The 17,457-nt window shown below is 62.9% G+C and carries 15 protein-coding genes and 1 other RNA gene; 6 read left to right on the top strand and 10 right to left on the bottom strand.

Going from position 1 to position 17,457, the window contains the following annotated elements; translation table 11 throughout:
• Positions 1-152 precede the first annotated feature (152 nt).
• Both fnrA and CAG18_RS04160 read left to right on the top strand, forming a co-directional pair.
• Entirely contained in the window at positions 153-887 is a 735-nt protein-coding gene (fnrA, locus tag CAG18_RS04165; protein WP_015271145.1) for a Crp/Fnr family transcriptional regulator FnrA, read from the top strand.
• A gap of 55 nt (positions 888-942) precedes the next feature.
• Complete coding sequence (locus tag CAG18_RS04160; RefSeq protein WP_009683910.1) at positions 943-1,491, top strand: adenine phosphoribosyltransferase; 549 nt, start codon at positions 943-945, stop codon at positions 1,489-1,491.
• Positions 1,492-1,635: 144 nt separating this feature from the next.
• On the opposite strand, the gene recR is transcribed toward CAG18_RS04160, so the two are convergent.
• The 3 genes from recR to dnaX form a co-directional block, all read right to left on the bottom strand.
• Positions 1,636-2,238 carry a recombination mediator RecR gene (gene recR, locus CAG18_RS04155; RefSeq protein ID WP_003259670.1) on the bottom strand — a complete coding sequence of 201 codons (603 nt, stop codon included), beginning with the start codon at positions 2,236-2,238 and terminating at the stop codon, positions 1,636-1,638.
• 289 nt (positions 2,239-2,527) lie between these two features.
• The gene (locus CAG18_RS04150) at positions 2,528-2,863 is read right to left on the bottom strand and encodes a YbaB/EbfC family nucleoid-associated protein (RefSeq protein ID WP_003259671.1); all 336 of its coding nucleotides are present in this window, start codon (positions 2,861-2,863) and stop codon (positions 2,528-2,530) included.
• A gap of 64 nt (positions 2,864-2,927) precedes the next feature.
• Entirely contained in the window at positions 2,928-5,000 is a 2,073-nt protein-coding gene (gene dnaX, locus CAG18_RS04145; protein ID WP_085720440.1) for a DNA polymerase III subunit gamma/tau, read from the bottom strand.
• Between the two features lie 123 nt (positions 5,001-5,123).
• On the opposite strand from dnaX, the gene CAG18_RS04140 reads away from it, so the two are divergent.
• Positions 5,124-5,891 carry an ABC transporter substrate-binding protein gene (locus tag CAG18_RS04140; RefSeq protein ID WP_054572350.1) on the top strand — a complete coding sequence of 256 codons (768 nt, stop codon included), beginning with the start codon at positions 5,124-5,126 and terminating at the stop codon, positions 5,889-5,891.
• 181 nt (positions 5,892-6,072) lie between these two features.
• On the opposite strand, the gene CAG18_RS04130 is transcribed toward CAG18_RS04140, so the two are convergent.
• Both CAG18_RS04130 and CAG18_RS04125 read right to left on the bottom strand, forming a co-directional pair.
• Positions 6,073-6,348 carry a hypothetical protein gene (locus CAG18_RS04130; protein WP_013973508.1) on the bottom strand — a complete coding sequence of 92 codons (276 nt, stop codon included), beginning with the start codon at positions 6,346-6,348 and terminating at the stop codon, positions 6,073-6,075.
• 359 nt (positions 6,349-6,707) lie between these two features.
• The gene (locus CAG18_RS04125; RefSeq protein WP_061304283.1) at positions 6,708-7,196 is read right to left on the bottom strand and encodes a DUF2938 domain-containing protein; all 489 of its coding nucleotides are present in this window, start codon (positions 7,194-7,196) and stop codon (positions 6,708-6,710) included.
• An 81-nt stretch (positions 7,197-7,277) separates the two neighbouring features.
• On the opposite strand from CAG18_RS04125, the gene CAG18_RS04120 reads away from it, so the two are divergent.
• From CAG18_RS04120 to CAG18_RS04110, 3 genes are all read left to right on the top strand, one after another.
• On the top strand, positions 7,278-7,712 hold the full coding sequence (locus tag CAG18_RS04120; protein WP_054572353.1) for a helix-turn-helix domain-containing protein: 435 nt from the start codon (positions 7,278-7,280) through the stop codon (positions 7,710-7,712).
• A 124-nt stretch (positions 7,713-7,836) separates the two neighbouring features.
• Positions 7,837-8,262: a hypothetical protein gene (locus tag CAG18_RS04115; protein ID WP_015271150.1), complete on the top strand. Its 426-nt coding sequence runs from the start codon at positions 7,837-7,839 to the stop codon at positions 8,260-8,262.
• Between the two features lie 106 nt (positions 8,263-8,368).
• The gene (locus CAG18_RS04110; protein ID WP_223997978.1) at positions 8,369-8,926 is read left to right on the top strand and encodes a hypothetical protein; all 558 of its coding nucleotides are present in this window, start codon (positions 8,369-8,371) and stop codon (positions 8,924-8,926) included.
• 154 nt (positions 8,927-9,080) lie between these two features.
• Here CAG18_RS04110 and ffs read toward each other — a convergent pair.
• From ffs to CAG18_RS04085, 5 genes are all read right to left on the bottom strand, one after another.
• Positions 9,081-9,177: signal recognition particle sRNA small type (ffs, locus tag CAG18_RS04105), an RNA gene on the bottom strand.
• A gap of 328 nt (positions 9,178-9,505) precedes the next feature.
• Positions 9,506-11,836, bottom strand: a complete 2,331-nt coding sequence (gene ligA / locus CAG18_RS04100) for an NAD-dependent DNA ligase LigA (RefSeq protein WP_085720439.1) — start codon at positions 11,834-11,836, stop codon at positions 9,506-9,508.
• A gap of 238 nt (positions 11,837-12,074) precedes the next feature.
• A complete protein-coding gene (gene zipA / locus CAG18_RS04095) occupies positions 12,075-12,965 on the bottom strand; it encodes a cell division protein ZipA (RefSeq protein ID WP_015271153.1) in 891 nt (296 codons plus the stop codon).
• Between the two features lie 205 nt (positions 12,966-13,170).
• Positions 13,171-16,659: a chromosome segregation protein SMC gene (gene smc, locus CAG18_RS04090; RefSeq protein ID WP_085720438.1), complete on the bottom strand. Its 3,489-nt coding sequence runs from the start codon at positions 16,657-16,659 to the stop codon at positions 13,171-13,173.
• 3 nt (positions 16,660-16,662) lie between these two features.
• Positions 16,663-17,322 carry a GntR family transcriptional regulator gene (locus CAG18_RS04085; RefSeq protein WP_054573087.1) on the bottom strand — a complete coding sequence of 220 codons (660 nt, stop codon included), beginning with the start codon at positions 17,320-17,322 and terminating at the stop codon, positions 16,663-16,665.
• Positions 17,323-17,457: the final 135 nt, after the last annotated feature.

Below are 17,457 nucleotides of genomic sequence, written 5' to 3'. Positions count from 1 at the left end.
TTGCCAGGCACACCATGGGCACAGCGAAGGCCCCGGCGCACACCCGCCGGGGCCGGGCCAGCTCGCACCACAACAGCGCACGCTGGCCTACAACCTATGCCGTGAGTTACCCTTACGTCTTATGTGTGCTTTCCCACAAGGATCGAATGAAAATGTCCGAGCCAGTCAAACTGCGCCCACACAACCAGGCCCATTGCAAGGACTGCAGCCTGGCCCCCCTGTGCCTGCCTCTGTCGCTCAACCTGGAAGACATGGATGCACTGGATGAAATCGTCAAACGTGGGCGGCCGTTGAAAAAAGGCGAGTTTCTGTTCCGCCAGGGCGACAATTTCGGCTCGGTCTACGCGGTACGTTCCGGCGCGCTGAAAACCTTCAGCCTCAGCGACAGCGGCGAAGAGCAGATCACCGGCTTCCACCTGCCCAGCGAGCTGGTCGGCCTGTCGGGCATGGACACCGAAGCCTACCCGGTGTCGGCCCAGGCCCAGGAAACTACCTCGGTGTGCGAAATCCCGTTCGAACGCCTCGACGAGCTGTCGGTGCAGCTACCGCAGCTACGCCGCCAACTGATGCGGGTAATGAGCCGGGAAATCCGCGACGACCAGCAGATGATGCTGCTGCTGTCGAAAAAGACCGCCGACGAGCGTATTGCCACCTTCCTGGTCAACCTGTCGGCACGCTTCCGCGCCCGCGGCTATTCGGCCAACCAGTTCCGCCTGAGCATGTCGCGCAACGAAATCGGCAACTACCTGGGCCTGGCGGTGGAAACCGTGTCACGGGTGTTCACCCGCTTCCAGCAGAATGGCCTGATCCGTGCCGAAGGCAAGGAAGTGCACATTCTCGACCCGATCCAGCTGTGCGCGCTGGCCGGTGGAGCAATGGAGGCCTGAGGCCGGCGTTTAGCGGGTATACTTGGGCATTCGTTTTCCCAGGATACCCGCAACAATGCACAGCGACGCCTTCGACCTCAAAGCCCTGATCCGCCCGGTAGTGGACTTCCCCAAACCGGGCGTGATCTTCCGCGATATCACCCCGCTGTTCCAGTCGCCGCGCGGGCTGCGCTATGTAGCCGACCAGTTCATCGAGCGCTACGTCGAAGCCGAGTTCAGCCACATCGGTGCCATGGATGCCCGGGGCTTCCTGATCGGCTCGATCATCGCACACCAACTGAACAAGCCGCTGATCCTGTTCCGCAAGCAAGGCAAGCTGCCGGCTGATGTGCTGAGCGAGGGTTACCAGACCGAGTACGGCGAAGCCTTCCTGGAAGTGCATGCCGACAGCCTGTGCGAAGGGGATTCGGTGTTGATCTTCGATGACCTGATTGCTACGGGCGGTACGCTGCTGGCAGCGGCCAACCTGGTGCGCCGGACCGGTGCGCAGGTGTTCGAGGCGGCGGCGATCATCGATCTGCCGGAGCTGGACGGGTCGCGCCGGCTGCAGGCGGCCGGGGTACCGACTTTCTGCCTGACCGAGTTTTCTCTTAGCGAGTACTGAGTTGGGTTTTGGGGCTGCTTTGCAGCCCATTCGCGGCACAAGGCCGCTCCTACAGGGATCGCGAAATATCCGAAAATTACGCGGCCCCTGTAGGAGCGGCCTTGTGCCGCGAATGGGGCGCAAAGCGGCCCCAACAATTCTGAATCAGAGCGAAATCGGCCGACGCCCTGCAAACGCATGGGCCAAGGTTCCACCATCCACCAACTCCAGCTCGCCACCCAGCGGCACGCCATGGGCAATCCGCGACGCCACCAGGCCCTTCTCGCTCAGCAACTGGGCAATGTAATGCGCCGTCGCCTCCCCTTCCACCGTCGGGTTGGTTGCCAGGATCACCTCGGTGAAGGTGCCCTGCTCCTCAATCCGCGCCATCAGCTGCGGAATCCCGATCGCCTCGGGCCCCAGCCCGTCCAGCGGCGACAAGTGGCCCTTGAGCACGAAGTAGCGACCACGGTAGCCGGTCTGCTCCACTGCATACACATCGGTCGGCCCTTCGACCACACACAACTGGGTATCGTCACGGCGCGTGTCGGCGCATTGCGGGCACAGCTCCTGCTCGGTCAGGGTACGGCACTGACGGCAATGCCCAACCCCTTCCATGGCCTGGGTCAAGGCCTGTGCCAGGCGCAGGCCACCGCTACGGTCACGCTCGAGCAGTTGCAGGGCCATGCGCTGGGCGGTTTTCTGGCCAACACCCGGGAGAATACGCAGGGCGTCGATCAGTTGGCGGATGAGTGGGCTGAAGCTCATGGGAAAGGCCTGACAAATCAATAAGAGGCGGTTTATACCCAGCGGGGGCAGTGGCGTCAAATCAGCCATGCGCACATCGCAAGGCTTGCGCGGTCCCTGTAGGAGCGGCCTTGTGTCGCGATGGGGCGCGAAGCGGCCCCAGGTTATCAGCTTCTCAGCATGGATTGCCGGGGCTGCTGCGCAGCCCTTTCGCGACACAAGGCCGCTCCTACAAAGACCGCGCAGGCTGCAGGAACGCACAAAAAACCGCCGCTGGTATCAGCGGCGGTTTTCGGTAACGCAAATGCCCTTAGAACGGCATCTTGAAGCCCGGCGGCAGCTGCATGCCGGCGGTCATGCTGCCCATCTTGTCCTGGCTGTTCTGCTCGACCTTGCGCACCGCGTCGTTCAGTGCCGCAGCGATCAGGTCTTCCAGCACTTCCTTGTCGTCTTCATCAGTCGACATCAGGCTCTGGTCGATGCTGACACGCTTGACGTCGTGACGACCGGTCATCACCACGCTCACCAGGCCACCACCGGACTGGCCGGTGACTTCGGCGTTGGCCAGCTCTTCCTGCATCTTCTGCATCTTTTCCTGCATCTGCTGGGCCTGCTTCATCAGGCCGGCCATGCCACCTTTCATCATGGGGGTATACCTCGATTGGGTCATGTGATGCGGCCCGGCACCGGGCCGGCCGCATGGTTATCCGTTACTGGCCCTGATTAACCAGGGCTTCTACAGGCTCAATAGTATCCTGCCGCACCTTGGCGCCGAACAACTTGATCATCTGCTGGATCAACGGATCCTGCTCGATCGAGGTGACTGCGTCCTGCTGGCGCTCGGCGCGTTTGCGCGCCGCCGCCTGGGCCGGGGTTTCCTGCTCGGGCAGGATCAGCTCGATGCGCAGGTTCAGCGTGCGCCCCAGGTGCTGGTTGAGCGCTTCGTTAAGGCGCCGTTGCTGGGTGGCGTTGAACAGCGCACCCTGGCCAGGGTCCAGGTGCAGCAGCCAGTCGTCGCCATCGACGGCAATCAACGTACAGTTTGCCGCGATGTTGCCTGTCATCCCGGATACAGGCAACTGTGGGAATAATTCCAGCCATTGCAGGGCCAGGCCGGTGGCCGGCTTGGCTGCGGGCAGCGGTTCGGCTGCCGGCTTGGGTGCTTCTTCCTGGACGTGTTCGGCCAGTTCGTCCAGGTAGCTGAAGCCGACCGGGTCGCTTTCGCCGCCGTAATAGTCCTCGTCCAGGGGCGGTTCGTCGTCGCGATCCATGCCCACGGCGGCATAGGCGGACGGGTCGAAGGGTGGCTCGTCATCGTGCGCCGGGGCGGCAGGTGCCGGCGTGGGCGCAGCGGCCGGTGCAGGAGCCGGCGCAGGCTCGGCCACTACCGGTGCGGGCGTTGGCGCGGGCTCTTCCCATGGCAGGTCAACCACCTCTGCCACGGGTTCTGGTGCTGGCTCAGGTTCACTGACCGGGGCAGGCTCAGCTGCCACCACAGGCTCGACAACCGGCTGTGGCGCTGGCTCGACCGGTGCGGGCGCCTGCACTTGCTGCTCGGCAACCGGTGCAACAGGCGCCACGACAGCAGCGGCCGGCGGCGCCACGGCAACCGCCGGCGCTGCCACCGGTGTTGCAGGATCAGCTGTGGCCTGGCTGATCCCCACTGGCTTTAGTACCGGCTTCGGCGCGTCGTCGGTGTCAGCGGGGCGGAACGCCAGCATGCGCAGCAGGACCATTTCGAAGCCGCCGCGCGGGTCCGGCGCAAGTGGCAGGTCACGGCGGCCGATCAGGCCCATCTGGTAATAGAACTGCACGTCCTCGGCTGGCAATGCCGAGGCCAGCGCCAGCACCCGCTCACGGTCGCCCTGGCCATTGTCCACCGCTTCCGGCAGCGCCTGGGCAATGGCCACGCGGTGCAGCACATTGAGCATCTCGGCCAGCACGCCAGCCCAGTCCGGCCCCTGCTCGGCCAGGTTGCGCACGGCCTCGAGCAAGGCCCGGGCATCGCCTTCGAGCAGCGCCTGCAGCACCCCGTAGACTTGGCCATGATCAAGGCTGCCGAGCATGGCCCGCACATCGGCGGCCAGTACCTTGCCTTCGCCAAAGGCGATGGCCTGGTCGGTCAGGCTCATGGCGTCGCGCATCGAACCATCGGCCGCGCGCCCCAGCAGCCACAGGGCATCCGGCTCGAACGGCACGTTCTCGGCGGCCAGAACATGGCTGAGGTGCTCGACCACCCGCTCCGGGCTCATGTTCTTCAGCGAGAACTGCAGACAGCGCGACAGGATGGTGGCCGGCAGTTTCTGCGGGTCAGTGGTGGCGAGGATGAACTTGACGTAGGGCGGTGGCTCTTCCAGCGTCTTGAGCAAGGCGTTGAACGAGTGAGTCGAGAGCATGTGCACTTCGTCGATCAGGTAGACCTTGAAGCGCCCACGGCTCGGCGCGTACTGCACGTTATCGAGCAGTTCGCGGGTGTCCTCGACCTTGGTGCGGCTGGCGGCGTCGATCTCGATCAGGTCGACGAAACGGCCTTCGTCGATCTCCCGGCACACCGAACAGGTACCGCAGGGCGTTGAGGTGATGCCGGTTTCGCAGTTCAGGCACTTGGCGATGATACGGGCAATGGTCGTCTTGCCCACACCCCGGGTACCAGTGAACAGATAGGCATGGTGCAGGCGCTGGTTGTCCAAGGCATTGATCAAGGCCTTGAGCACATGGGTCTGGCCGACCATTTCGCGGAACGAGCGCGGACGCCATTTACGTGCAAGAACCTGATAACTCATCGAAAAACCATCGCAGCCTGATCGAGCGGAAGATCGCTAATGCTAGCGGAGCGGGGGCAAAATTGCACCCTGCGCAAGTCGTCTAAGCTTTGAAACTGGCGCGCCATCCAGGGAGGATCGCCTTTGCGAAGACTGCTGGCCCTGTTGCTGCTGTGGAGCACCTACAACCAGGCTGAACAGCCCGTGGTGCGTTTTTCTGTCGCCGAGAGCTGGAGCATGCCGCTGGTGCGCATCGAAGGCGACCAGCCGGTGGAAGGCATGCTGTACGACCTGATGCAGGCCTTGGCCAAGGGAGTGGGCATCCGCCCTGAATACCACGTCATGGCCCGCCTGCGCCTGCAGGAGGCGATGAACAGCGGTGATATCGATGTGCGCTGCTATGTCAGCACCCAGTGGTTCAATGACCGGCCAGGGGATTTTGTCTGGAGCATTCCACTGCTGCACCAGCGAGACCTGCTGGTAGGACGCGCTGGCAATAGTACTCCGCTGCCCCCGGAGCAATTGCCTGCCCAGGCCATCGGTACGGTGCTTGGCTACACCTATTCGACCTTGCAACCGCTGCTCGCCCAGGGTCGCCTGCACCGCGAGGACAGCCGCAGCCAGTTGCTGGTACTGCAGAAGCTGCAAGCCGGGCGCTATCGGCATGCGGTAAGCAACCAGCTGTCGTTGCAGTGGTTCAACCAGGGCCTGCCCACCGAACAGCAATTGCAGGCGCTGGCAGTACTGGAAGAACAGGACCTGGGGTGCATGGTACGCAATGACCCGTCGATACCGACCCAAGGGCTGCTGCGGGCGCTGGTGCGAATGAAGCAGTCGGGGGAGATCGAGCGGATTGTGCAGCGGTATGGGGGGACGGGCAACCAAGAACCCATGTCTGTGGCTCGCCCCTGAGCCACGCATACCTGATGAAAGACAAACCCGCCCGAAAATTGCACACCCGCTGTGGGAGCGGGTTCACCCGCGAACACCGGCAAAGCCGGTGCCATCCATCGCGTCGCGTTCTTCGCGGGTCAACCCGCTCCCACAGGGTTAATTGATATCCCTGCTATCTCTACTTACTCCAAGGCCGACTTCACTGGCTTCTACGCTCAACTGCCAGTGCCACAGCATCCGCCTGCCCCCAGGCAATCTGCATGGCCCGCAACCCGTGCTCCAGCAACTGCCGCGTCTCCTCGTCCTGGATACGCTCCAGCGCACGCCGGCTGTCGCTATAGGCAAACATCAGGTAGTGGGTGACATTCATCAACGCGAACTCCATCGGCACGATGCCTTCGCTGATGGCGCGGGAAAGGGATTTACCTTGGGGAAGCTCGAAAACGTGGGGTGGATCGGGGACTAGTTTTTTCATGGGTTCACCATACCGGGCTGAGAACACCCTTTCGCTTCCACACGTAGGGCGACAGTTGTACGCGGGGTGGAAGACCAGGGGTATGGTGAGCCCGGCAGGCCGGAGGCCTCCCACGTACAACTGTCATGACGACAGCCACCACACCCCAGGCTTCCACACCCGATCGCTGAACCGACAGCGACCGCAAAAGCCTAGTGGGCGGTGATTCCCGGGACAATCAGACGGGAGTCGACAGAGTGCGTAGGATATTTCGACACCTCCTACAGAAAAAGCGGGAAATTGCCCTGACCGTTGTAGGAAGCATCCTGAAAGCAGATCGCATTCCTGCTACCGATTGCTCGTCTTGAGGAATGTCGCTCTCACACAGCCGCAACCAAACCCGCACTCAAGAACATCCCAACGCCAAACACAGAATGCGTGGCCAGGCTCTTCAAGCAGTTGCGCGCAGGCGTCGGCGTCCTCGACGCAAAGAACCCCGCGCCCATCGCCGGCTGCATGAAGCACAAAGGCGCCACGACCGTCACCACACCAACAACCAGCGCAGGCAACAATGTAGGTGCCAGCAACCAGCCCTCCCCCACGATCATGACCAGCAGCATCGCGAACAGCACGCCGATGGCGTAATGAATCCCCCACCCCAACGCCAGCTCATGCCGCACCGGTTCCGCCTTGGCAATCGCCTGGTGCCGCACACGCCCGTGCAGCAAATGCCCCGCCCAACGCCCGACCATGGCGAAGTTCAGCGTGGCGACACCCATCCGTTTAAGCAGCAGCCCCCACAAGTCCATCACCATCGTGGCACCGATACCAATCGGCAAGGCAGCGGAAAACATCGCAGTAAAGGTCATTGAACAAGCCCTCCAAGTTGACGGTCATCACCATGCCGCGCAGCATAGAAGTTGAAGTCAACTTCAAGTCAAGGGCCCGAAATGGACATTGCCGACGTCGCCAAGCGCACAGGCGTACCCGCCTCGACGCTGCGCTACTACGAGAAGAAAGGCCTGCTCAAGTCACTCGCCGGGCCTGGCCAGCGGCGGCAGTTCGCAGCCGATGTTGCAGACCGGCTGGCGCTGATCGCCCTGGGCCAGGCTGCGGGGTTTTCGCTGGATGAAGTGGGGGCGATGCTGGTGGACCTGCAGGTCGACCGGCAGATGCTGATCGCCAAGGCCGACGAACTGGATGCACGGATCAGGCGCTTGCAGGCAATGAGCAAGGGCTTGCGGCATGCGGCGCAGTGCCCTGAGGAAGATCACCTGGAATGCCCGAAATTCCAGCGGCTGATGAAGCTGTCGGCGGCTGGGCATGGAAAAAACAGAGCAGTTCAACAGCTACCTTTAAGCGCCCAGGATAAAACCACCATCTGAATGCTTCATCATCTGAATAGAGTAATGGCAATACGATATCAAAACGCCATTGCTCAGTGTAGAGTTACGCGCCTCCGCGCCCAGCCGTGCGCCGAGAACAGTACTCACACTCAGGAAATGTTGCATGTCCACAATTCGAAATCTGACCGCTGCCGCACTGATAGCGCTGACCACTGGTTGTGCTACCGGCCTCAATTCGGCCCAAGAGTCGGAACTTGCCAGCTATCGCGCCAGAAACCTCGCGGTTGAAGAAAAAAGCCCAGGGCTTGCTGCCGGCCTTGGCCTGCTTCCAGGTGGCGGCTCGTTCTATGGTCGTGCATATGGCTTTGGCGTGGTGAACCTGCTGTTCTGGCCGCTTTCCATTCTGTGGGACCCGGTGAGTGGGCATGACGCTGCAGAGATGATCAACTACCAAGCCACCAAAGCCCATGTTGCAACGCTGAAAAAGCACGACATGGACGAACTCGATGCCAAGCTGGAATCCGACTCGATCGACCTCAAGCGCTACACGCTCGACAAACGCAGAATCGATGAGAAATACAACCTGTAAAGGCATCTGCCGCACAGCGCGACGCTCGGCCTTTCAATAGTTGAAGCCATACACGATGTATGGCTTTCGTCTTGCACTACCGGCATCTCACTCAAGGATTATTAAAGTGACCTACTTCCGTGTGTTTCTGGTCTCGGTATTTATTGCCCTTTGCACAGGGTGCGCTTCGCCTGCTCAAATCTCCGGAATGTCCGTGGCATCCGACCAGACCGATGCGCAGTTTTACGATCAACGCCTGCATCGCAATATTCAGGTAACCGAAGTAAATGGCGGAGACGCCACCAACCCGCTCTGGACTTCGGAAATCGACGGCCCGGACTTTGGCGCTGCACTCAAACAATCACTTGCCAGTGCTGACCTGCTTGGCGAAGCACCAGCCGCCTACACCCTGCGCGCCAACCTGCTACGCGTCGACCAACCCATTTTTGGCCTGGACTTCGAAGTTACCTGCGAGGCTGAATATACGTTGACCGAGTCCGCTACAAACACCGTAATTTTCCGAGAGATCATCAGGACGCCCTTTACCGCTGGCGTTGGCGACTCCGTTATCGCGATCAAGCGCCTGCGCCTGGCCAATGAAGGTTCGGCACGCACAAATATCAACACGCTGCTGAAGCGCCTGAAGGAACTCAAACTTGAGACCAGACAGGTTTCTTTGAAGTAATGAACGCCTGCTGATAGCGGCTTTCGATGCGGGTAGGACGACAGCGCCTACTCCGCTGCATCGGCGCGGTCGCGGCAGGACTGGCGGCCAAACCAGAGCGAAGTTGGGTAAAGCGAGAAATCCTTGAGAATTCAAGGACCTGAAATGGAGGCGGCCCCACCAGCCACACCCCGGCACTCGATGTTCCCGCTATGGCTGCTCCCTTCCGGGCCTGACCAGGTTAACGGGTAATCAATGCGGGGGGACCGATGGGGCCACCACTACAAGGCTCGCTGAGCAGCGAGTGGCGCCATTGTACCGGTCTTGGGGGCAGATACAACCTCTGGAGGAGAAAAAGTCATCATTTCTCAATGACTTGTCCGGGCCGGGGTGGCCTGGAGCTGCCAATTCGCGGGTGAACCCGCTCCTACAGGGTTAGCGCTGACAGCAAGACCAGCGCAGGACTTGTGGGAGCGGGCGTGCCGAGGCGTCTAACCGCCGCGAAGCAGGCGCCGCGGTGGATGGCACGGGCTTCGCCCGTGTTCGCGGGCATGCCCGCTCCCACAAGGACCGCGCAAACCACAGGGATTGCGCAGGGCGTTAGACAGCGATGCCCTGCTTGCCCAGGAAGGTGACAAAGGCATCTTCATCAAGCACCTTCACGCCCAACTCACTGGCCTTGGCCAGCTTGGACCCCGCACCCGGCCCCGCCACCACGCAGTGGGTCTTGCCGGATACCGAACCCGCCACCTTGGCCCCCAGGCTTTCCAGCTTTTCCTTGGCGATGTCGCGGCTCATGCGCTCAAGGGTGCCGGTCAGCACCCAGGTCTGGCCGGCCAGCGGCAAGCCTTCGGCCACTTTCTTCTCGCTGCTCCAGTGCATGCCGAACGCCAGCAACTGTGCCTCGATGTCCCGGGCCAGCTTCTGGTTGGCTTCATCCTTGAAGAACTCGCGCACGGCTTCGGCCTGCTTGGCCGCCAGGGCCTGACGCAGGTCGATACCGTCGGCGGCGATGATCTTGTCCAGGCTGTCTAGCTTGGCCACCAGCTTCTCGGCACCGGTCGGGCCAACGGAGGCGATGTCGAGTTTGGCGATCATCCCGGCCAGGGTGGTGCTGGCAGCGAATTCGGCAGCCAGCTCGCCTTCGTCCTGCAGTTGCATGCCGCTGTCGAGCAGCTGCTTGATGACCTTGCGGTTGTGCTCGTCCTCGAAGAAGTTGTGGATCTCGTACGCAACCTCCAGGCCGATGTCCGGCAGGTAGGTGAGCACTTGCGGCAGCGCTTGCTGCACGCGCGCCAGGCTGCCCAGCGAGCGGGCCAGCACCTTCGCGGTCTCCTCGCCTACGTCCGGGATACCCAGGGCGTAGATGAAGCGCGCCAGGCCCGGGCGCTTGCTGGCTTCGATGGCATCCAGCAGCTTCTTGCTGGACACTTCGGCAAAGCCTTCCAGGCCGACGATCTGGTCGAATTCCAGCTTGTACAGGTCGGCCGGCGAGCCGATCAGGCCTTCGTCCACCAGTTGCTCGACGCTCTTCTCGCCCAGGCCGTCGATGTCCATGGCGCGGCGTGACACGTAGTGGATGATTGCCTGCTTGAGCTGGGCGCCACAGGCCAGGCGACCGACGCAGCGGTACACCGCCCCCTCGCTGGTGGTTTCCTTGCCCTTGCTACGCTTGACCAACTGGGTACGCTCGACCTGCGAGCCGCATACCGGGCACTCACTCGGCACCTGCACCGGGCGCGCATCTTCCGGGCGGCGCTCCAGCACCACCTGCATCACCTGCGGAATCACGTCACCGGCGCGGCGGATGATCACCGTGTCGCCAATGCGCAGGCCCAGGCGGGCGATTTCGTCCATGTTGTGCAGGGTGGCGTTGGACACGGTCACACCGGCCACCTTGACCGGCTTAAGGCGCGCCACAGGCGTTACCGCGCCGGTGCGGCCGACCTGGAACTCGACATCCAGCACCTCGGTCAGCTCCTCCATGGCCGGGAACTTGTGGGCAATCGCCCAGCGCGGCTCACGAGCACGGAAGCCCAGTTCGCGCTGGGCGGCCAGGCTGTTGACCTTGAACACCACGCCGTCGATTTCGTAGGGCAGGCTGTTGCGTCGCTCGCCGATGTCGCGGTAGTAGGCCAGGCATTCTTCGATACCGGCGGCATGCTTGAGTTCGCGGCTGATCGGCAACCCCCACGCCTTGAGCTGTTCGAGGATGCCGATGTGGCTGTCGCCAATGCTCGCAGACACCTGGCCGACGCCATAGCAACAGAACTCCAACGGCCGGCTGGCGGTGATTTTCGAGTCCAGCTGACGCAGGCTGCCGGCTGCGGCGTTGCGCGGGTTGGCGAAAGTCTTGCCACCGGCTTCGGCCTGGGCGGCGTTGAGCCGGTCGAAACCGGCCTTGCTCATGTACACCTCGCCGCGCACCTCCAGCACCGCAGGCCATCCCTCGCCTTGCAGCCTGAGCGGGATGTTGCGCACGGTGCGTACGTTGGCACTGATGTCTTCGCCGGTGGTGCCGTCGCCACGGGTGGCGCCCTGTACGAGCAGACCGTCGCGGTACAGCAAGCTCACGGCCAGGCCGTCGAGCTTGGGCTCGCAGCTGTAGTCGACCGCACCGGGCTGGTCGAGGCCGTCTACCACGCGGCGGCCGAACTCACGCAGGTCGGCTTCTTCGAAAGCGTTGCCCAGGCTGAGCATGGGCACTTCGTGGCGGACCTGGCTGAACGCGGCCAGGGCTGCGCCACCGACGCGCTGGGTGGGCGAGTCGGGGGTTACCAGGTGTGGGTATTCGGCTTCAAGCGCCTTGAGCTCGTTGAACAGGCGGTCGTATTCGGCATCGGGCACGCTTGGCTCATCGAGCACGTAGTAGCGGTAGTTGTGCTGGTCGAGCTCGGCACGCAGTTCGTGGATACGGGTTTCGGCGGTCATGGGATTTGTCTTCTCTTGCAAAGCAAAAGAGCAGCCTGGGGGTGGTGCCGGGGGTTTGAGGTATTTATTGCCTGTGCCGGCCTCTTCGCGGGTAAACCCGCTCCTACAGGGACACCACAAACCTCAAGGGCTGTGGTGTCCCTGTAGGAGCGGGTTTACCCGCGAAGGGGCCGGAACAGGCGATAACAACACCCGAACCGACCAGCACGCCCTGAGGCTGCTCTTTCGTCTGGATCTGTCAGCGCTTCTGGGTCAGCGCACGGCGCTCGAACTCGACGATGCGCTGGCGATAGTGCTCGATGGTCTGGGCGGTCAGCACGCTGCGCTGGTCGTCCTTGAGCTCACCGTTCAGTTCGTGCGCCAGCTTGCGTGCCGCAGCCACCATCACGTCGAAGGCCTGCTTCGGATGACGCGGGCCCGGCAGGCCGAGGAAGAAGCTCACCGCGCGGGTGCTGAAGTGGTCGATGTCGTCCAGGTCGAACACGCCGGGCTTGACGGCGTTGGCCATGGAGAACAGCACCTCGCCGTGACCGGCCATGCTCTCGTGACGGTGGAAGATGTCCATTTCGCCGAAGCGCAGGCCGCTTTCCAGAATGTTCTGCAGCAGCGCCGGGCCCTTGAAGCCACCCTCGTCGCGGGAGATGACGCTGATCACCAGCACTTCCTCGGCCGGCGGCAGCTCCTTGACGCTGCTGCTGGCAGGCGCAGCACCGTTGCTGCGGGTATTTTCCGCGGCAAAGTCGTCATCGCTGTCGGCAAACAGGTCGGGCTCGCGTGGCTCGGCGCTGAGGTTCAGGTCGCCCTGCTGTGCATCCGCAGCAGCGGTGGCGCGCTTGCCGCGCTTGGCAGCCTTGGCCGGCTTGGGCTCGCGCTCGCGATCTCGCGCAGAAGCACTGAGCGACGGCAGGTCGCTTTCGTCCAGCTCAGGCTCCTTGTGGGTATCCAGCACCCGCGACGGGCCAAGCACTTCGGCATTGCCCTCTTCGTCCGGCAGGTTGGAATAACTGCGATCCAGACGGAATTTCAACTTGCCTTTCCCGCCGCGCATGCGGCGCCAGCCGTCGAAAAGAATCCCGGCAATGACAATGATGCCGATGACGATCAGCCACTCGCGCAGACCGATTTCCATGTAATCCCGTGCCTCTATAAAAATATGCTTGAAAACAAAGGGTTCAAAGCCCTTTAACACGTGGCGCCAACTCTATGTTCTGACAGGCGTTTTACCCACGCAAAAAACGAGTGACATTAAGCTAGCACGACCAAAGACAACTTTACACCGTCTGTCGCACATGGCGGGGGCATTTCGCTACGGAATATGCCCTTATCGTCGAGCATCAGGCATCGACCATGGCCATGGCCTCCTCCACGTCGACGGCAACCAGACGTGAACAGCCCGGTTCATGCATGGTCACCCCCATCAACTGATCCGCCATCTCCATGGCAATCTTGTTATGGGTGATGTAAATGAACTGCACGCTTTCACTCATTTCCTTGACCAGACGGGCGTAGCGCCCGACGTTGGCATCGTCCAGCGGCGCGTCGACTTCGTCGAGCATGCAGAACGGTGCGGGGTTCAACTTGAAGATGGCAAACACCAGCGCCAATGCGGTCAGTGCCTTCTCGCCGCCGGACAGCAGATGGATGGTGCTGTTCTTCTTGCCCGGTGGCCGCGCCATGATCGTTACCCCTGTATCGAGTAGATCTTCGCCCGTCAGTTCCAGATAAGCGCTGCCACCACCGAAAACTTTTGGGAAAAGTGCCTGTAATCCGGCATTTATCTGATCAAAGGTATCCTTGAAGCGGTTGCGGGTTTCTTTGTCGATCTTGCGAATGACGTTTTCCAGGGTCTCCAGGGCTTCGACCAGGTCGGCGTCCTGGGCGTCCAGGTAGCGCTTGCGCTCGGACTGCTGCTCGTACTCTTCGATGGCCGCCAGGTTGATCGCCCCCAGGCGCTGGATACGCGCCTCGAGCTGCTCCAGCTCCTGTTCGGTACCCTGCTCGCTGGCCTCGGCCTCGAGAGTGGCGAGCACACCTTGCAGGTCGTAGCCATCGGCCAGCAACTGCTCCTGCAAGGTCTTGCGCCGCACATCCAGGCCTTGGCACTCCAGGCGCAGCTGCTCCAGCTGGCCACGCAGCAATTGGGCCTGCTGCTCGGCCTGGGTACGACGCTTTTCGGCGTCACGCAGTTCGCGGTCGGCTTCGTCCATGTGCAGGCGGGCCTGGCGCATTTCCTCGTCGACGCTCATGCGCCGCTCCAACAGCTCTTCCAGCTTCAGGCGCAGTTCTTCCTGCGGGGCCTCGCCCTCTTCCAGGTTCAGGCTCAGTTGCTCCTGGCGCTCGATCAGGCGCGCGGCCTGCTGCTCCAGGCGCTCCAGTGCCTGCCGGGTGGAGTCGTGCTGGGCACGCAGCGAGCCCAGGCGGACAGCCAGCTGGTGGGCGTGATCCTTGTGCTGGCGGGCCTCCTGGCGCACGCGATCGAGGATTTCGCGCAAAGTGTCGCGGCGGGCCATCAACTGCTCGCGCTGCTCGGTGTCCTGGGCCATCAGCTCCAGGGCCTCCTGCAGCAGCAGGCGGGCTTCGCCCAGTTGCTCATGTTCCAGAGCGCGCTGTTCTTCCAGCTCGGTCAGCTCTTCCTGCAGGCGCCGGCGGCGCAGTTCGACCTGCTCGGCACGTGCGCGGCCAGCCGACAGGTTGGCCTTCAGCTCGCCATGCAGGCGGCTTTCTTCCTGGGTGCGACGGCGCAGTTGCTCACGCTGTTCTTCAAGGTCCAGCTGCTGCTCGCGCAGGGCCTGCAGTTGCTGTTCCAACTGCTCCAGCGCCGCTTCCTGCTCCAGTTGCTCCTGGCCGAGGCGCTCGATCTCCTGGCCGCGTGCCAGCACGCCGCCTTCGGCTTCGCCGCCACGGCGCACCCGCAGGAAGTGTCGGCCAACCCAGTAGCCATCGCGGCTGACCAGGCTCTGGCCTTCGCCGAGCGACGCGCGCTGTGCCAGCGCCTGGGCAAGGTCTTCCACGGGTTTGACGTGGCCTAGCCAGGGCGACAGGTCGACACGGCCTTCGACCTTTTCCAGCAGGCTGCCAGGCAGCGACGAGCCGGTAACGCTTGCCAGCAGCAAGCGCAACTCGCCCTGCTCCAGGCCGGCAAAATCGAGGTTACCGAGGTCGTCCACCAGCACAGCCTGCAGGTCGGCGCCAAGCACGGTTTCTACCGCAAGCTCCCAGCCCGGCTCAACCCGCAACCCTTCAGCCAGCCGCGGCCGATGCTCCAGGCCTTGGCCCTGCAGCCAGTCCGCAGCACCTGCACCCGGCTCCAGAGCAGCCTGCTGCAAGGCTTCGAGCGAGGCCAGGCGGCCGCCCAGGCGTTGCAGGTCGCCCTGCGCCTGCTGTTGGGCCTGGGTGGCCTGCTGCAGTTGTTCACGCGCGCCTTCCAGGCGCTCGACCACCTGCTCTTCGGACAACTGCAACTCTTCCAGCAACATTTCGCTACTGGCCAGCTGCTCGGCCAGTTCGAGCATGGCCGCATCCTGCGGGTCGCTGCCCAGCAGCTCGCGCTCCTCGCCCAGCTTGCGTTGGCGCTCGGCCTGGCGTTCCAGGCTGGCTTCCAGCTGCTGCAGACGCGCCTGCTGCACTTCGGCCTGGCGGCGCGGCTCGGCGGAACGGCTGTTGAAGCTGTCCCACTGTTCCTGCCAGCCGTGCATGCCCAGCTCGGCCTCTTCAAGGGCAGCGGCGGCTTCTTCGGCAGCGGCCAGGGTCATTTCCTGCTCGGGTTCGAGCATTGCCAGCTCTTCGCCCAACGTAGCCAGCAGGGTGCGGTCGTGCCCGAGGTGCGACTCGGTCTCCAGGCGCGTGCGCTCGGCTTCCTTGAAGTCATCCTGCAACTGGCGCAGGCGCTGCTGGCCGTGCTGGATGCTCTGCTCGACCCGGGCGATGTCACCGGCCACCGAGTAGAAGCGGCCCTGCACCTGGTTGAAGCGCTCGGACAATTCGTGATGGCCATCGCGCAAGCGCTCGATGCTGGCATCGGCATTGCGCTGCTCGGCCACCAGCGCCTCATGGGACACATCCTGGTCGCCGATCACCGCCTCGCGCTGGCGCACCCGTTCGTCCAGATCACGCCAGCGCAAGGCCGACAGGCGCGCCTTCAACTGGCGTTCCTGGGCTTTGTATTCCCGGTACTTCTCGGCTGCCTGGGCCTGGCGGTGCAGGCGCTCCAGCTGGCGTTCCAGCTCTTCGCGCAGGTCGGTCAGGCGCGCCAGGTTTTCCTGGGTGCGGCGGATGCGGCTCTCGGTTTCCCGGCGGCGTTCCTTGTACTTGGAAATACCGGCGGCTTCCTCGATGAAGTTGCGCAGCTCCTCGGGCTTGGCCTCGATCAGCTTGGAGATCATGCCTTGCTCGATGATCGAGTAGCTGCGCGGCCCCAGGCCGGTGCCGAGGAAGATGTCGGTGATATCGCGCCGGCGGCACTTGGTACCGTTGAGGTAGTAGCTGTTCTGCCCGTCGCGGGTGACCTTGCGGCGGATCGAGATCTCGGCGTAGGCGGCGTATTCGCCGACCATGGTGGTTTCGCTGTTGTCGAACACCAGCTCGATGCTGGCCTGGCTGACCGGCTTGCGGCCACTGGAGCCGTTGAAGATGACATCGGTCATCGACTCGCCGCGCAGGTTCTTCGCCGAACTTTCGCCCATCACCCAGCGCACGGCATCGATGATGTTGGACTTGCCACAGCCGTTGGGGCCGACCACGGCCGCCATGTTGCTGGGGAAGTTGACCGTGGTCGGGTCGACGAACGACTTGAACCCGGCCAGGCGAATGCACTTCAGGCGCATCGGTCAGCCTCGGGCCAACGCCGCCAGCACCAGTTCGCAGCTGCGCTGGCCATAGGCGGTGAGCACCTCGCGAATGCGCGGCAGGTCACGGGCGATCACGGCGTCGAGCAGGCGGGCGAACAGGTCCAGGTAATCGATCATGTTGGCCTGGCGCTGGTCCAGCGACAGGTAGTAGGCACGGCTCATCGCCGGCTGCAGGTTTTCCACGGTTTCCTGCAGGAAAGGGTTGTCAGCGAACGGATAGGCCGCCCGCATGACCGCGAAGCTGTCGGCGACGAAGGCCTTGATGTCCAGCTGGTCATGGGCTCGCTGCAGGCGCTGCTGGATCTCCAGGAACGGGCGCAGGTCGGCATCGGTGCGCCATTTTTGCGCAACCGCGTTACCCAGCAGGATGTAGAACTCGCCCATCAGTGCACACAGGCTGCGCACACTGCGCTCGTCGAGCTTGGTCACATGGGCACCCCGGCGCGGCAGGATCGCCACCAGGTGGCGGCGTTCGAGGATCAGCAGCGCCTCGCGCACCGAGCCGCGGCTGACGTTGAGTGCCTGGGTGACCTTCTGCTCCTGGATACGCTCGCCTGGCGCCAGCTCGCCACGGATGATGCGTTCGGCCAGGTAATCGGCAATCTGCTCGGAGAGGCTGTCCGGGGCCTTGAACGTCATGGTTTTCCTTCAAAATCATTGAACTGGGCACAAGGAGCGGATTGTAGCGTACTTGGCCGCTGATCGCGCAGAGGGGCCTGGCGGTTTATTTGACCTGCAAGGCAACCACACGCCCGGCGCGATCTATGCTTGGAA

Source organism: Pseudomonas sp. B22(2017) (assembly GCF_002113105.1).
Classification (GTDB): domain Bacteria; phylum Pseudomonadota; class Gammaproteobacteria; order Pseudomonadales; family Pseudomonadaceae; genus Aquipseudomonas; species Aquipseudomonas asiatica.
Note: the sequence above shows the minus strand (reverse complement) of the source record. Positions and strands in the feature narration are given on the sequence as shown.